Origin of the sequence: Ramlibacter alkalitolerans, assembly GCF_016722765.1 — a bacterium.
Classification (GTDB): Bacteria; Pseudomonadota; Gammaproteobacteria; order Burkholderiales; family Burkholderiaceae_C; genus Ramlibacter; species Ramlibacter alkalitolerans.
The window spans coordinates 265,491-277,492 of record NZ_JAEQND010000002.1; the positions used below are offsets into that span (position 1 = coordinate 265,491).

Genomic DNA, 12,002 nt, shown 5'->3' on the forward strand with positions numbered 1-12,002 from the left:
CGGTAGCAAACATTTGCCCGAATGTTGCCGGAGTGCGCGCCGCCGTAGCCCCCGTGAATACCATGAAGAACTCGACCGCGGCGCCGCCGCGGGCCGGTTCAGATCAGTTTTTCCTCGGCGCGCGAGATCTTCTTGAGCGGCTTGGCGCGGCCGCCCGCCTGGGTGCGCAGCGGCGTCTCGGTGTGGCTCTCGTCCCAGACCGGGTCCTCGAGGCTGTCGAACACCTCGCGCAGCTTCTGTCCCCAGCCCTGGTGCAGCATGCGGAAGTAGGGGTTCTGCATGTCGATGCACACCACCTTGTCGGTCTGGAAGCGGTTGGCCTCGTACACCACCAGGTCGAACGGCGGGCCGACCGACAGGTTGGACTTCATGGTGGAGTCCATCGAGACCAGCGCGCACTTGGCGGCCTCGTCCAGGTCGGTGTCGGGCGTGATCACGCGATCGAGCACCGGCTTGCCGTACTTGTATTCGCCGATCTGGAAGTAGGGCGTCTCGGCCGTCGCCTCGATGAAGTTGCCGGCCGAATACACCTGGAACAGGCGCATGCCTTCGCCGGCGATCTGGCCGCCGAAGATCAGGTTGACGTTGAATTCCACGCCGGCGTTCTTCAGCGACTCGGCATCGCGGTCGTAGACGTGCCGCACCGCCTGGCCGAGCACCCGGCAGGCGTCGAACATGCTGGTGGCGTTCCAGATGGTGATCGGCTCGGGGTGGTTGGGCTCCTTGAGCTGCTCGACCTGCAGGATCTCGCGCACGGATTGCGAGATGCTCAGGTTGCCCGCGGACAGCAGCACCATGAAGCGGTCGCCGGCCTTCTCGTACACGATCATCTTGCGGTAGACGCTGATGTTGTCGACGCCCGCGTTGGTGCGCGAGTCGGACAGGAACACCAGGCCCGCATTGAGCTTGATGCCGACGCAATAGGTCATGGTTGGACTAGTTTTTTCAGTTGGTACAGCGCGTCGAGCGCATCCCGCGGGCTGAGCGCGTCCGGGTCCAGCGCGGCCAGCGCGGCTTCGGCCTTGCTGGGTGCCGGCACGTCCGCGGCGGGAGGCGGCGCGAACAAGTCTACCTGTTCGCGGCTTTGCTCCTGGTGCTTCTCCAGCGCCGCCAGCGCATGCCGCGCGTGATTCACGACGCCGGTGGGCATTCCGGCCAGCCGTGCGACCTGGATGCCGTAGCTGCGGCTGGCCGGCCCGGGCTGGATCTCGTGCAGGAACACGATGTCCGCGCCGGACTCGGTGGCGCCCACGTGCACGTTGACGGCGCAATGGTGCTTGGCGGGGAATTCGGTCAGCTCGAAATAGTGCGTGGCGAACAGCGTGAAGGCCTGGGTGCGGTCGTGCAGGTGGGCGGCGATGCCGGAGGCGAGCGCCAGCCCGTCGAAGGTGGAGGTGCCGCGGCCGATCTCGTCCATCAGCACCAGCGACTGCGCCGTGGCGCTGTGCAGGATCTGCGCGGCTTCCGTCATCTCCAGCATGAAGGTGGATTGCGCGTTGGCCAGGTCGTCGGCGGCGCCGATGCGGGTGTGGATCGCGTCCAGCGGGCCGAGGCGGCAGGCCTGTGCCGGCACATAGGAGCCCATGGCGGCCAGCAGGCAGATCAGCGCCACCTGCCGCATGTAGGTGGACTTGCCGCCCATGTTGGGGCCGGTGATGACCTGCATGCGCTGCTTCGGGCCCAGGCGGGTGTCGTTCGGGATGAAGGCGCCGGCACTCGTTTCGGCCAGGCGCGCCTCCACCACCGGGTGGCGGCCCTGCGTGATCTCGATGCCCGGCTCCTTCATGAACTGCGGGCGGCACCAGTCCAGGGTGAGCGAGCGTTCCGCCAGGGCGCACAGCGCGTCGGTGCCGGCCAGCGCGCGCGCCAGCCGCGCGAGGGCGGGCACATGCTCCTGCAGCGCGTCGAGCAGCTGCTCGTAGAGCCACTTCTCGCGCGCCAGCGCCCGCTCCTGCGCCGACAGCGCCTTGTCCTCGAAGGCCTTGAGCTCCGGCGTGATGAAGCGCTCGGCGTTCTTCAGGGTCTGGCGGCGCTTGTAGTCGTCCGGCACCTTCTCGAGCTGCCCCTGCGAGACCTCGATGTAGAAGCCGTGCACCTTGTTGTACTGCACGCGCAGGTTGCCGATGCCGCTGCGCGCGCGCTCGCGCGCCTCCAGCTCCAGCAGGAAGCCGTCGCAGTTGTCCTGGATGGCGCGCAGTTCGTCGAGTTCGGCGTCATGGCCCGTGGCGATCACGCCGCCGTCGCGCACCAGGGCGGACGGGTCTTCGCGCAGGGTGTGGATCAGGCGCTCGGCGCAGCCGGGCGGCGGCTGCAGGTCGCGCGCGGTGGTGGCCAGCAGGCCGGGCAGGCCTTCGACCAGCATGGACAGCTGTTGCGCCTTCGCGAGCGCCCAGCGCAGGCCTACCAGCTCGCGCGGGCGCACCTGGCGCAGGGCGATGCGCGCGGTGATGCGCTCGACGTCGCTCACGCCCTTGAGCTCGTTGCGCAGCTTCTGGAACAGGCCTTCGCGCAGGCCGCCGATCGCCTCGAGCCGCTGCGTCGGCACGCTGCGATCGCGCAGCGGCTCGAGCAGCCAGGACTTGAGCATGCGGCTGCCCATGCCGGTCATGCAGGTGTCCAGCAGCGAAAACAGCGTGGGGCTGTCCTCGCCGCGCAGCGTCTGCACCAGCTCCAGGTTGCGGCGCGTGGCGGGCGGCAGCTCGATGCGTTCGCCGTCGCGCACCACCTGCAACTGCTGCACGTGCGACAGCGCGCGGCCCTGCGTGTGTTCGGCGTAGGCGAGCAGGGCGCCGGCGGCCGCGTGCGCGCAGGGCAGTTCGTCGGCGCCCCAGGCCGCCAGGCTGGCGGAGCGCATCTGCTCCAGCAGCTTGCGCTGGCCCAGGCCGGTGTCGAACTGGAATCCGGGGCGCTGGGCCAGAGGGGTCGAGCCGCGCAGGAGCTGCAGCCGGTCGCGGAACGCCGGCGTGACGTCGGCGCTGTGCAGCAGCTCGCTGGGGGCCACGCGCACGATCCAGTCGGCCAGTTCGTCGCCGTCGCATTCGGCGAGGTGCAGCGCGCCCTGCGTGACACTGAGCCATGCGAGCCCGAGCCTGTGGCGCGGGCCCTGGTGGACGGCCAGCAGCACGGCCTCGGATTTTTCGTGGAGGAGTTCGCTGTCGGTCAGGGTGCCGGGCGTGACGACCCGGATCACCTTGCGTTCCACCGGGCCCTTGGTGGCGCCGACCTCGCCGACCTGTTCGCAGATGGCCACCGATTCGCCGCAGCGGATCAGGCGCGCGAGGTAGCCCTCGACGGAGTGGAAGGGCACGCCCGCCATCACCACCGGCTCGCCGGCGGACATGCCGCGCCGCGTGAGCGTGATATCGAGCAGCCGCGCGGCCTTCTCGGCGTCGTCGTAGAACAGCTCGTAGAAGTCGCCCATGCGGTAGAAGACGAGCGTCTCGGGGTACCCGGCCTTCAGGGCCAGGTACTGCTGCATCATGGGCGTGTGGGCGCTGAGATCGGGGACTGCGGACATGGACCCGCGATTTTCGGGTATTTCTCCCTCTCCCCTCGGGGAGGGGGCGGAGAGACGTCAGGCCGCCTGCAACTCGCGCGCTTCCTCGAAGCGCAGCGTCGGCAGCGCCTGCGGATACTCGCGTGACAGGAAGCCCACCATGTGCTCGCGGATGCGGCAGCGCAGGTCGAAGGCCTTGCCGGAGTTGCCGGCGGACACCAGGATGCGGACCTGCATCGTGCGTTCGGTGGTGTCGGTCACCTGCACCGCGAACACCCGCCGGTCCCATTCCGGCGCCGCTTCGACCACCCGCTTCGCCTCGGCCCGGATCGCCTCCACCGGCGCGCTGTAGTCCAGGTACAGGAACACCGTGCCCAGGATCTCCGAGCCGGTGCGCGTCCAGTTCTCGAACGGGTTCTCGATGAACCACTGCAGCGGCACGATCAGCCGGCGCTCGTCCCAGATCCTGAGCACCACGTAGCTGCCGGTGATCTCCTCCACCCGCCCCCACTCGCCCTTGACGATCAGGACGTCGTCGATGCGGATCGGCTGCGCCAGCGCGAGCTGCACGCCGGCGATCAGGTTGCTGAAGATCGGCCGCGCCGCCAGGCCGGCGACCAGGCCCAGCACGCCGGCCGAGGCGAGCAGGCTGGCACCGAGCTGGCGCGCGCCCGGGAAGGTCATGAGGCCGATCGAGATGCCGGCGATCAGCACCACCACCATCGCACTGCGCGAGAGCACCCGCGTCTGGGTCTCGATGCGGCGCGCCTGCAGGTTCTGCTCCACGCTCCTCGGATTGCTCTCGATCACGCCGTCGGCCAGGCCGCGGATCGCGCCCAGCAGCAGCCAGGTGACCGCCGCGATCAGCAGCAGGCCGGCGCTGTGGCGCACGAAGCCGATGGAAGGCAGGGTGTCCGGCGCGGAGCCGAAGACCACCTGCATGGCGAGCAGCGGCAGGGTGACCGCGGCCGCCCGCTCGGTGCGGTCCAGCGTGGAACGCATGATCAGCGACTGCCGCGTCATGCGCTTGAGGAGCGCACGCAGCGACACGTGCACCACCGTCGCCGCCAGCGCCGCGACCAGCGCGACGATCAGCGTGAACAGCCAGGTGGGGTCGTCCCCGATGGTCTGCAGCCAGGTCCGCACTGCTCAGGCCTCCTGCGGTGGCGGATCGTCGGCCTGGGTGCCCGGCTCGATCGGCCCTTGCACCAGTTCCGGCGTGTTCTGGCGCACGTCGGCCTTCTCGCCGGCGCTCGCGAACTTGCTGTACTTGGACAGCAGCTTGACCATCTGGCCGTAGATCTTCGGGTTGCCGGCGACGATCTCGCGCTGCTCCAGGAAGTCCGCCTCGCCGGTGAAGTTGCCCACCAGGCCGCCCGCCTCGGTGATCAGCAGCGAGCCGGCAGCCACGTCCCAGGGCGACAGCCCGGTCTCGAAGAAGCCTTCGGTGAAACCGGCGGCCACGTAAGCGAGGTCGAGCGCCGCGGCGCCCGGGCGGCGCAGGCCGGCCGTGCGCTTCATGATGTCGGCCATCATGCGCAGGTAGACATTGAAGTTGTCGCCCGGCCGGAACGGGAAGCCGGTGGAGATCAGCGATTCCTTCATCTGCGTGCGCTTGCTCACGCGGATGCGGCGGTCGTTCAGGTAGGCGCCGCGGCCGCGCGTGGAAGTGAAGAGGTCGTTGCGGGTGGGGTCGTAGATCACGGCCTGCTCGACGCGCCCTTTCACCAGCAGGGCGATGCTGACGCAGTAGACGGGAAAGCCGTGGATGAAGTTGGTGGTGCCGTCCAGCGGGTCGATCAGCCAGACGTGGTCGGATGCCGCCCTGCCATGCTCGCGCCCGGACTCCTCGGCCCAGATGCCGTGGTCGGGGTAGGCCCCCAGCAGCGTGTCGATGATGGCGCGTTCGGCCGCGTGGTCGATCTCGGTCACGAAGTCGTTGGTCTGCTTCTGCGAGATGCGCACGGCTTCGACGTCGAGGGCGGCGCGGTTGATGATCGCGCCGGCGGCGCGGGCGGCCTTGACGGCCACGTTGAGCATGGGGTGCTGGTTGGACGACATGAGTTGTTCAAGAGCGGTCGCGCGAAAGCGCAGGACGCACGCCGGCGATGCGGAGTGCCACGATAGCCGCATTTTACGGCCCGGCCTGTCAGTGAGCGCCGACGTGCCGCACTTGCCCCCACTGCGCAAGTCCACGGCCCCGAAAACTTGAGCCGGCTCAGGGTTCGCGCACGCCGGCTTTCGGGGGCCTCTTCGCCCTTGATGAATATCAAGGGCCGCATTTCGCATCCCGCGAACAATTTCCACCTGACGAACTTTGGGCTCCATCATGTTGCAGATCCGGCTCCACGGCCGCGGCGGCCAGGGCGTTGTGACGGCCGCGGAAATGCTGTCACTCGCCGCCTTCGAACAGGGCCGCCACGCGCAGGCCTTCCCCAGCTTCGGCTCGGAACGCACCGGTGCGCCGGTCGTCGCCTTCTGCCGCATCGATGACGCGGAGATCCGCCTGCGCGAGCCGGTGCTGCAGCCGGACGTGCTGATCGTGCAGGACCCGACCCTGCTGCACCAGGTCGACGTGTTCCAGGGCCTGAGGGAAGACGGCTACGTCCTCATCAACAGCAAGCGCGGCTTCGAGGAGCTGGGCGTCGGCGAGGTGGCACGCAAGTTCCGCGCCGAGCGCCTGGCCACCGTGCCGGCCACCGAGATCGCGATGCGCCACCTGGGCCGGCCGCTGCCGAATGCGGTGCTGCTCGGAGGCCTGGCCGCGCTGTCCAAGCTGGTGACGCTCGAGGCCGTGCAGCACGCGATCCGCCACACCTTCAGCGGCAAGGTCGCGGCCGCCAACGAGGCCGCCGCCGCCGAGGCCTTCGAGTACGTGACCCGTGAAATGCAGGAGACCCAGGCATGCTGAAACAGATCGAAGGCTCGCGGGCCGTCGCCGAGGCCGTGGCGCTGTGCCGCCCCGAGGTGATCTGCGCCTATCCCATCTCGCCGCAGACGCACATCGTCGAAGGCCTGGGTGAAATCGTGAAGAGCGGCGAGCTCGCGCCCTGCGAATTCATCAACGTCGAAAGCGAATTCGCCGCCATGAGCGTGGCGATCGGCTCCAGCGCCGCCGGCGCGCGCAGCTACACGGCGACGGCCAGCCAGGGCCTGCTGTTCATGGCCGAAGCCGTCTACAACGCTTCCGGCCTGGGCTTGCCGATCGTGATGACGGTGGCCAACCGCGCGATCGGCGCGCCGATCAACATCTGGAACGACCACAGCGACTCCATGAGCCAGCGCGATTGCGGCTGGCTGCAGTTGTTCGCCGAGACCAACCAGGAAGCGGCCGACCTGCACATCCAGGCCTTCCGCCTCGGCGAGGAACTGTCGATGCCCGTCATGGTCTGCATGGACGGCTTCATCCTCACGCACGCCGTGGAGCGCGTCGACATCCCGACGCAGGCCCAGGTCGACGCCTTCCTGCCGCCGTACGAGCCGCGCCAGGTGCTGGACCCCAACGAGCCGGTGTCGATCGGCGCCATGGTCGGCCCGGAAGCCTTCATGGAAGTGCGCTACCTGGCGCATGCCAAGCAGACGATGGCGCTGGAGCGCATCCCCGTCATCGCGCAGGAATTCGAGGAGCGCTTCGGCCGCGCCTCGGGCGGGCTGGTGCGGCCCTACCGCTGCGAGGATGCGGAGACGATCGTCGTCGCGCTCGGCTCGGTGCTCGGCACGATCAAGGACACCGTGGACGAGATGCGTGCCGCCGGCATCAGGATCGGCGTGCTGGGCATCCAGTCCTACCGTCCCTTCCCGCTGGCTGCCGTGCGCGCCGCGCTGCAGGAAGCCAAGCGCGTGGTGGTGTTGGAAAAGAGCTTCTCCGTCGGCCTCGGCGGCGTCGTCTCGACCGACGTGCGCGTGGCGCTCTCCGGCATCCAGCTGCAGGGCTACACCGTCATCGCCGGCCTCGGCGGCCGCGCCATCACCAAGGCCTCGCTGGCCCGCACCTTCGCCGAAGCCATCGCCGGCACCCTGCAACCCCTGACCTTCCTCGACCTGGACTGGCGGATCGTCAACCGCCAGCTCGAACGCGAACGCCAGACGCGCCGCAGCGGCCCCATCGCCGAGAACGTGCTGCGCGACGTCGGCCCCGTTGCCGCCAAGGTGGCCTGATCATGTCTACACAACCCGTCAAGTTCTACCAGACCGGCACCTTCACGGTGGGCAACCGCCTGCTGGCGCCGGAGCAGCGCTCGGTGCAGGCCAGCATCGACCGCAGCAACTCGCTCAACTCGGGCCACCGCGCCTGCCAGGGCTGCGGCGAGGCGCTGGGCGCCCGCTACGCCGTGGACGCCGCCATGCGCGCCACCAACAAGCAGATCATCGCGGCGAATGCCACGGGCTGCCTGGAGGTGTTCTCCACGCCGTATCCGGAAACCTCGTGGCAATTGCCGTGGATCCACTCGCTGTTCGGCAACACCGCAGCGGTCGGCACGGGCATCGCCGCGGCGCTGAAGGTCAAGGGCAAGAAGGAAACGCGCGTGATCGCCCAGGGCGGTGACGGCGGCACGACGGACATCGGCTTCGGCTGCCTCTCCGGCATGTTCGAGCGCAACGACGACGTCCTGTACATCTGCTACGACAACGGCGCGTACATGAACACCGGCGTGCAGCGCTCCTCCGCCACGCCGGGCGCAGCCCGCACCGCTACGACCATGGCCGTGGGCGAGGACCCCGGTGCCGCCTTCGGCCAGGGCAAGAACCTGCCGCTGATCGCGATGGCGCACGAGATCCCCTACGTGGCGACGGCCACCGTCGCCGACCTGCGCGACCTCGAAGCCAAGGTCGAAAAGGCGATGACGATGCACGGCGCGCGCTACCTGCACGTGCTGGTGCCCTGCCCGCTGGGCTGGGGCGCCGCCAGCAGCGACACGATCCTGCTGGCGCGCCTGGCGCGCGAGACGGGGATCTTCCCGGTGTTCGAGGCCGTCCACGGCGAAGTCACCGGCGTCACCAAGATCCGCCGGCGCATGCCGGTGGAGGAATACCTCAAGCCGCAGCGCCGCTTCGCGCACCTCTTCGGAAAGGGCGGCCGCCCCGGGACCATCGCCCAGATCCAGGCGGACGCCGACCGCAACATCCGCCGCTTCGGCCTGCTGGACGCCGTGGAAGCCTGATCATGCAGAAACCTTTCGCCATCACCCTCGACCCCGGCTCCTCGCTGGCCAACCGCACCGGCTCCTGGCGCACCTCGCGCCCGGTCTACATCAACCGCCTGCCGCCCTGCAACGCGCAGTGCCCGGCCGGCGAGGACATCCAGGGCTGGCTGTACCACGCGGAAAGCGGCGAGTACGAGACGGCCTGGCGCCACCTGACGCGCGACAACCCCTTCCCCGCCACCATGGGGCGCGTGTGCTACCACACGTGCGAAGGCGCCTGCAACCGCGGCAAGCTCGATGACTCGGTGGGCATCAACTCGGTGGAGCGCTTCCTCGGCGACGAGGCGATCAAGCGCGGCTGGACCTTCGAGGCGCCGGCCGTCGAGAGCGGCAAGCACATCCTGATCGTCGGCGCCGGCCCCTCGGGCATGTCCGCCGCGTACCACCTGCGCCGCCTGGGCCACCGCGTGACCGTCAAGGAAGCGGGCCCGGTGCTGGGCGGCATGATGCGCTTCGGCATCCCGAAGTACCGCCTGCCGCGCGACGTGCTCGAAGCCGAGATGCAGCGCATCGTCGACCTGGGCGTGAAGGTGGAACTGAACACGCGCGTGGACCGCATCGACGAGACGATGAAGGCCGGTGGCTTCGACGCCGCCTTCCTGGCCGTCGGGGCTCATATTGCCAAGCGCACCTTCATTCCGGCGAAAGATTCATCGCGGATCCTCGATGCGGTGCAGGTGCTGCGTTCGATGGACGTGGGCGACCAGCCGCTGCTCGGTCGCCGCGTCGCCGTCTACGGCGGCGGCAACACCGCCATCGACGTCGCCCGCACGGCCAAGCGCCTGGGCGCCACCGAGGCCGTGATCGTCTACCGCCGCACGCGCGACAAGATGCCGGCGCACGACTTCGAGGTGGAAGAGGCGCTGGAAGAGGGCGTGATGGTCAAGTGGCTGTCGACGATCAAGCAGGCCGATGCCGGCGCGCTGACGATCGAGAAGATGCGCCTGGACGAGAAGGGCATGCCGCAGCCCACCGGCGAATACGAGACGCTGCAGGCCGACTCGCTGATCCTGGCGCTGGGCCAGGACGTGGACCTGTCGCTGCTGGATGGCGTGGCGGGCCTGGAACTCAAGGACGGCGTGGTGCAGGTGGACCCGCAGACCATGATGACCGGCCACCCGGGCCTGTTCGCGGGCGGCGACATGGTCCCGGCGGACCGCAACGTCACGGTGGCGGTGGGCCACGGCAAGAAGGCCGCGCGCCACATCGACGCCTGGCTGCGCGACACGAAGCTGGAGCCGACGGTGAAGCCGCCGCTGGCCACCTTCGAGAACCTGAACCCCTGGTACTACAGCGACGCCTCCAAGACCCTGCGTCCGCAGCTGGATGCGGCGCGCCGCACCAGCAGCTTCGACGAGGTGCAGGGCGGCCTGACGGAAGCCAACGCGCTGTTCGAGGCGCGCCGCTGCCTGTCGTGCGGCAACTGCTTCGAGTGCGACAACTGCTACGGCGTGTGCCCCGACAACGCCGTGATCAAGCTGGGCCCGGGCAAGCGCTTCGAGTTCAACTACGACTACTGCAAGGGCTGCGGCGTCTGCGTCTCCGAGTGCCCCTGCGGCGCGATCGAGATGCGGCCGGAAGAGGTGTAGCGGCCCGGATCAGGGATTACAACCGAACAGCCGAACGCAGAGGGCGCAAAGGTTTCGCAGAGGACGCAGAAGAATACCCTGAAGGATTCTTCTGCGTCCTCTGCGTAGTCTCTGCGCCCTCTGCGTTCGCATTCCGGTTTTTGCTCGGCCCGCAAGTGCACAGCGGACAATCGGGCGCATGTCCACCCGCTTCGTCCTGATCCAGCCCAGTCATGCCGGCAACGTCGGCGCTGCCGCCCGCGCCTTGAAGGTGATGGGCTTCGACGACCTGGTGCTGGTGCAGCCGCGCTGGGACGACGTGCTCACGCGCGCGGAAACGATCGAGCGGGCCAGCGGCGCGGTCGACGTGCTGCAGAAGGCCCGCGCGGTCGACTCGCTCGACGACGCCCTGCAAGGCATGACGCACGTCTGCGCCACCGTCATGACGGCGCGCGACTTCGGGCCGCCGACCACCACGCCGCGCGAACACCTGGCCACCGTGGCCGACCGCGCCGAGCGCGTCGCCTTCCTGTTCGGGTCCGAGCGCTACGGCATGCGCAACGAGGACGTCTACCGCTGCCACGCGGCGCTGCGCATCCCGGTCTCGCCTGCCTACGGCTCGCTCAACCTCGCTTCGGCCATCCAGGTGGTCGCGTACGAATGGCGGCTCGCGCTCGGCGGCTTCGAGGTGCCGCCGCCGGTCGCCCCGGCGGCGGCCGATGCGGCCGCCGTGGCGGGCATGCTGCGCCACTGGGAGCAGGCCCTGGTGGAGGTCGGCTTCCTCGATCCGGCCGCGCCCAGGAAGCTGATGCCGCGCCTGCAGCAGCTGTTCAACCGGGCGCAGCCGACGCCGGAGGAGATCCACATCCTGCGCGGCATTGCCAAGTCCATGTCGGACATGGCGAAAAGGGCAAAAGCTTAGACTGGTGCTATAAGTCCGCGAAGACCATGTTCAGCCGCCTGCGTTCCGATATCCAGTGCATCCTCGACCGCGACCCTGCCGCGCGCAGCAAGTGGGAGGTGCTCACGTGTTATCCGGGCCTGCATGCGATCCTGCTGCACCGCCTGTCGCACGGGCTGTGGCTGCGCGACCTGCGCTGGCTGGCCCGCTGGATCTCGCAGTTCTCGCGCTGGCTCACCGGCATCGAGATCCACCCCGGCGCGACCATCGGCCAGAACGTCTTCATCGACCACGGGATGGGCATCGTGATCGGAGAGACGGCCGAAGTGGGTGACGGCTGCACGATCTACCAGGGCGTGACGCTGGGCGGCACCTCGCTCACCAAGGGCGCCAAGCGGCACCCCACGCTCGGCCGCAACGTGGTCGTGGGCGCGGGCGCCAAGGTGCTGGGCGGCTTCACGGTCGGCGACGACGCCGCGATCGGCTCCAACGCGGTCGTCACCAAGCCGGTGCCGGAGGGCGCCACCGCCGTGGGCATCCCGGCCCGCATCATCCAGGCCGAAGACATGTCGCGGCGCGAAGAGGCGGCGGCGAAGATGGGCTTCTCGGCCTACGGCGTGACGAATTCGGACGACCCGCTGTCGCAGGCGATGCGCGGCCTGATCGACAACGCTTCCTCGCACGAGCACCAGATCGCGCTGCTGTGGCAGGCGATCGAGCAGCTCTCCAGCCAGCGCCGCGGCGAAGAGTGCGTGCCGGCCGACGCGCAGACCAAGGAAAGCTTCGAGGCGGAGAAGCTGACGCAGCTGGTGGGCAAGTAGGCTTGGTGCGCG

Annotated in this window: 10 protein-coding genes; 6 read left to right on the top strand and 4 right to left on the bottom strand. The window is 69.0% G+C overall.

Going from position 1 to position 12,002, the window contains the following annotated elements:
* Positions 1–98: 98 nt before the first annotated feature.
* Genes JI746_RS04305 through JI746_RS04320 form a run of 4 tightly spaced genes read right to left on the bottom strand, consistent with a single transcriptional unit; the run spans position 99 to position 5,557 of the window.
* Positions 99–929: a proteasome-type protease gene (locus JI746_RS04305; protein ID WP_201687560.1), complete on the bottom strand. Its 831-nt coding sequence runs from the start codon at positions 927–929 to the stop codon at positions 99–101.
* Positions 926–3,517: a DNA mismatch repair protein MutS gene (gene mutS, locus JI746_RS04310; protein WP_201687561.1), complete on the bottom strand. Its 2,592-nt coding sequence runs from the start codon at positions 3,515–3,517 to the stop codon at positions 926–928. Before mutS ends, JI746_RS04305 begins: the two co-directional genes overlap by 4 nt.
* Before the next feature lie 57 nt (positions 3,518–3,574).
* The gene (locus JI746_RS04315; protein WP_330892938.1) at positions 3,575–4,642 is read right to left on the bottom strand and encodes a mechanosensitive ion channel family protein; all 1,068 of its coding nucleotides are present in this window, start codon (positions 4,640–4,642) and stop codon (positions 3,575–3,577) included.
* 3 nt (positions 4,643–4,645) lie between these two features.
* A complete protein-coding gene (locus JI746_RS04320; RefSeq protein ID WP_201687562.1) occupies positions 4,646–5,557 on the bottom strand; it encodes an inositol monophosphatase family protein in 912 nt (303 codons plus the stop codon).
* Positions 5,558–5,825: 268 nt separating this feature from the next.
* Here JI746_RS04320 and JI746_RS04325 point away from each other — a divergent pair, with 268 nt between their 5' ends.
* From JI746_RS04325 to cysE, 6 genes are all read left to right on the top strand, one after another.
* Positions 5,826–6,407 (top strand): 2-oxoacid:acceptor oxidoreductase family protein, encoded by a 582-nt coding sequence (locus JI746_RS04325; protein ID WP_201687563.1) that lies wholly within the window; start codon positions 5,826–5,828, stop codon positions 6,405–6,407.
* Positions 6,401–7,654 carry a transketolase C-terminal domain-containing protein gene (locus JI746_RS04330; protein WP_201687564.1) on the top strand — a complete coding sequence of 418 codons (1,254 nt, stop codon included), beginning with the start codon at positions 6,401–6,403 and terminating at the stop codon, positions 7,652–7,654. The genes JI746_RS04325 and JI746_RS04330 overlap by 7 nt, the downstream gene beginning before the upstream one ends.
* A gap of 2 nt (positions 7,655–7,656) precedes the next feature.
* Positions 7,657–8,658 (top strand): thiamine pyrophosphate-dependent enzyme, encoded by a 1,002-nt coding sequence (locus tag JI746_RS04335; RefSeq protein WP_201687565.1) that lies wholly within the window; start codon positions 7,657–7,659, stop codon positions 8,656–8,658.
* Between the two features lie 2 nt (positions 8,659–8,660).
* Positions 8,661–10,289: an NAD(P)-binding protein gene (locus JI746_RS04340; RefSeq protein ID WP_201687566.1), complete on the top strand. Its 1,629-nt coding sequence runs from the start codon at positions 8,661–8,663 to the stop codon at positions 10,287–10,289.
* Positions 10,290–10,467: 178 nt separating this feature from the next.
* Positions 10,468–11,190, top strand: a complete 723-nt coding sequence (locus JI746_RS04345) for an RNA methyltransferase (RefSeq protein WP_201687567.1) — start codon at positions 10,468–10,470, stop codon at positions 11,188–11,190.
* Positions 11,191–11,216: 26 nt separating this feature from the next.
* Positions 11,217–11,990 carry a serine O-acetyltransferase gene (cysE, locus tag JI746_RS04350; protein ID WP_201687568.1) on the top strand — a complete coding sequence of 258 codons (774 nt, stop codon included), beginning with the start codon at positions 11,217–11,219 and terminating at the stop codon, positions 11,988–11,990.
* Positions 11,991–12,002 lie beyond the last annotated feature (12 nt).

Bases quoted from the DNA above. Each gene is read 5' to 3' on its own strand.
- JI746_RS04305 (WP_201687560.1), bottom strand. From the start codon at position 929: ATGACCTATTGCGTCGGCATCAAGCTCAATGCGGGCCTGGTGTTCCTG.
- mutS (WP_201687561.1), bottom strand. From the start codon at position 3,517: ATGTCCGCAGTCCCCGATCTCAGCGCCCACACGCCCATGATGCAGCAG.
- JI746_RS04320 (WP_201687562.1), bottom strand. From the start codon at position 5,557: ATGTCGTCCAACCAGCACCCCATGCTCAACGTGGCCGTCAAGGCCGCC.
- JI746_RS04325 (WP_201687563.1), top strand. From the start codon at position 5,826: ATGTTGCAGATCCGGCTCCACGGCCGCGGCGGCCAGGGCGTTGTGACG.
- JI746_RS04330 (WP_201687564.1), top strand. From the start codon at position 6,401: ATGCTGAAACAGATCGAAGGCTCGCGGGCCGTCGCCGAGGCCGTGGCG.
- JI746_RS04335 (WP_201687565.1), top strand. From the start codon at position 7,657: ATGTCTACACAACCCGTCAAGTTCTACCAGACCGGCACCTTCACGGTG.
- JI746_RS04340 (WP_201687566.1), top strand. From the start codon at position 8,661: ATGCAGAAACCTTTCGCCATCACCCTCGACCCCGGCTCCTCGCTGGCC.
- JI746_RS04345 (WP_201687567.1), top strand. From the start codon at position 10,468: ATGTCCACCCGCTTCGTCCTGATCCAGCCCAGTCATGCCGGCAACGTC.
- cysE (WP_201687568.1), top strand. From the start codon at position 11,217: ATGTTCAGCCGCCTGCGTTCCGATATCCAGTGCATCCTCGACCGCGAC.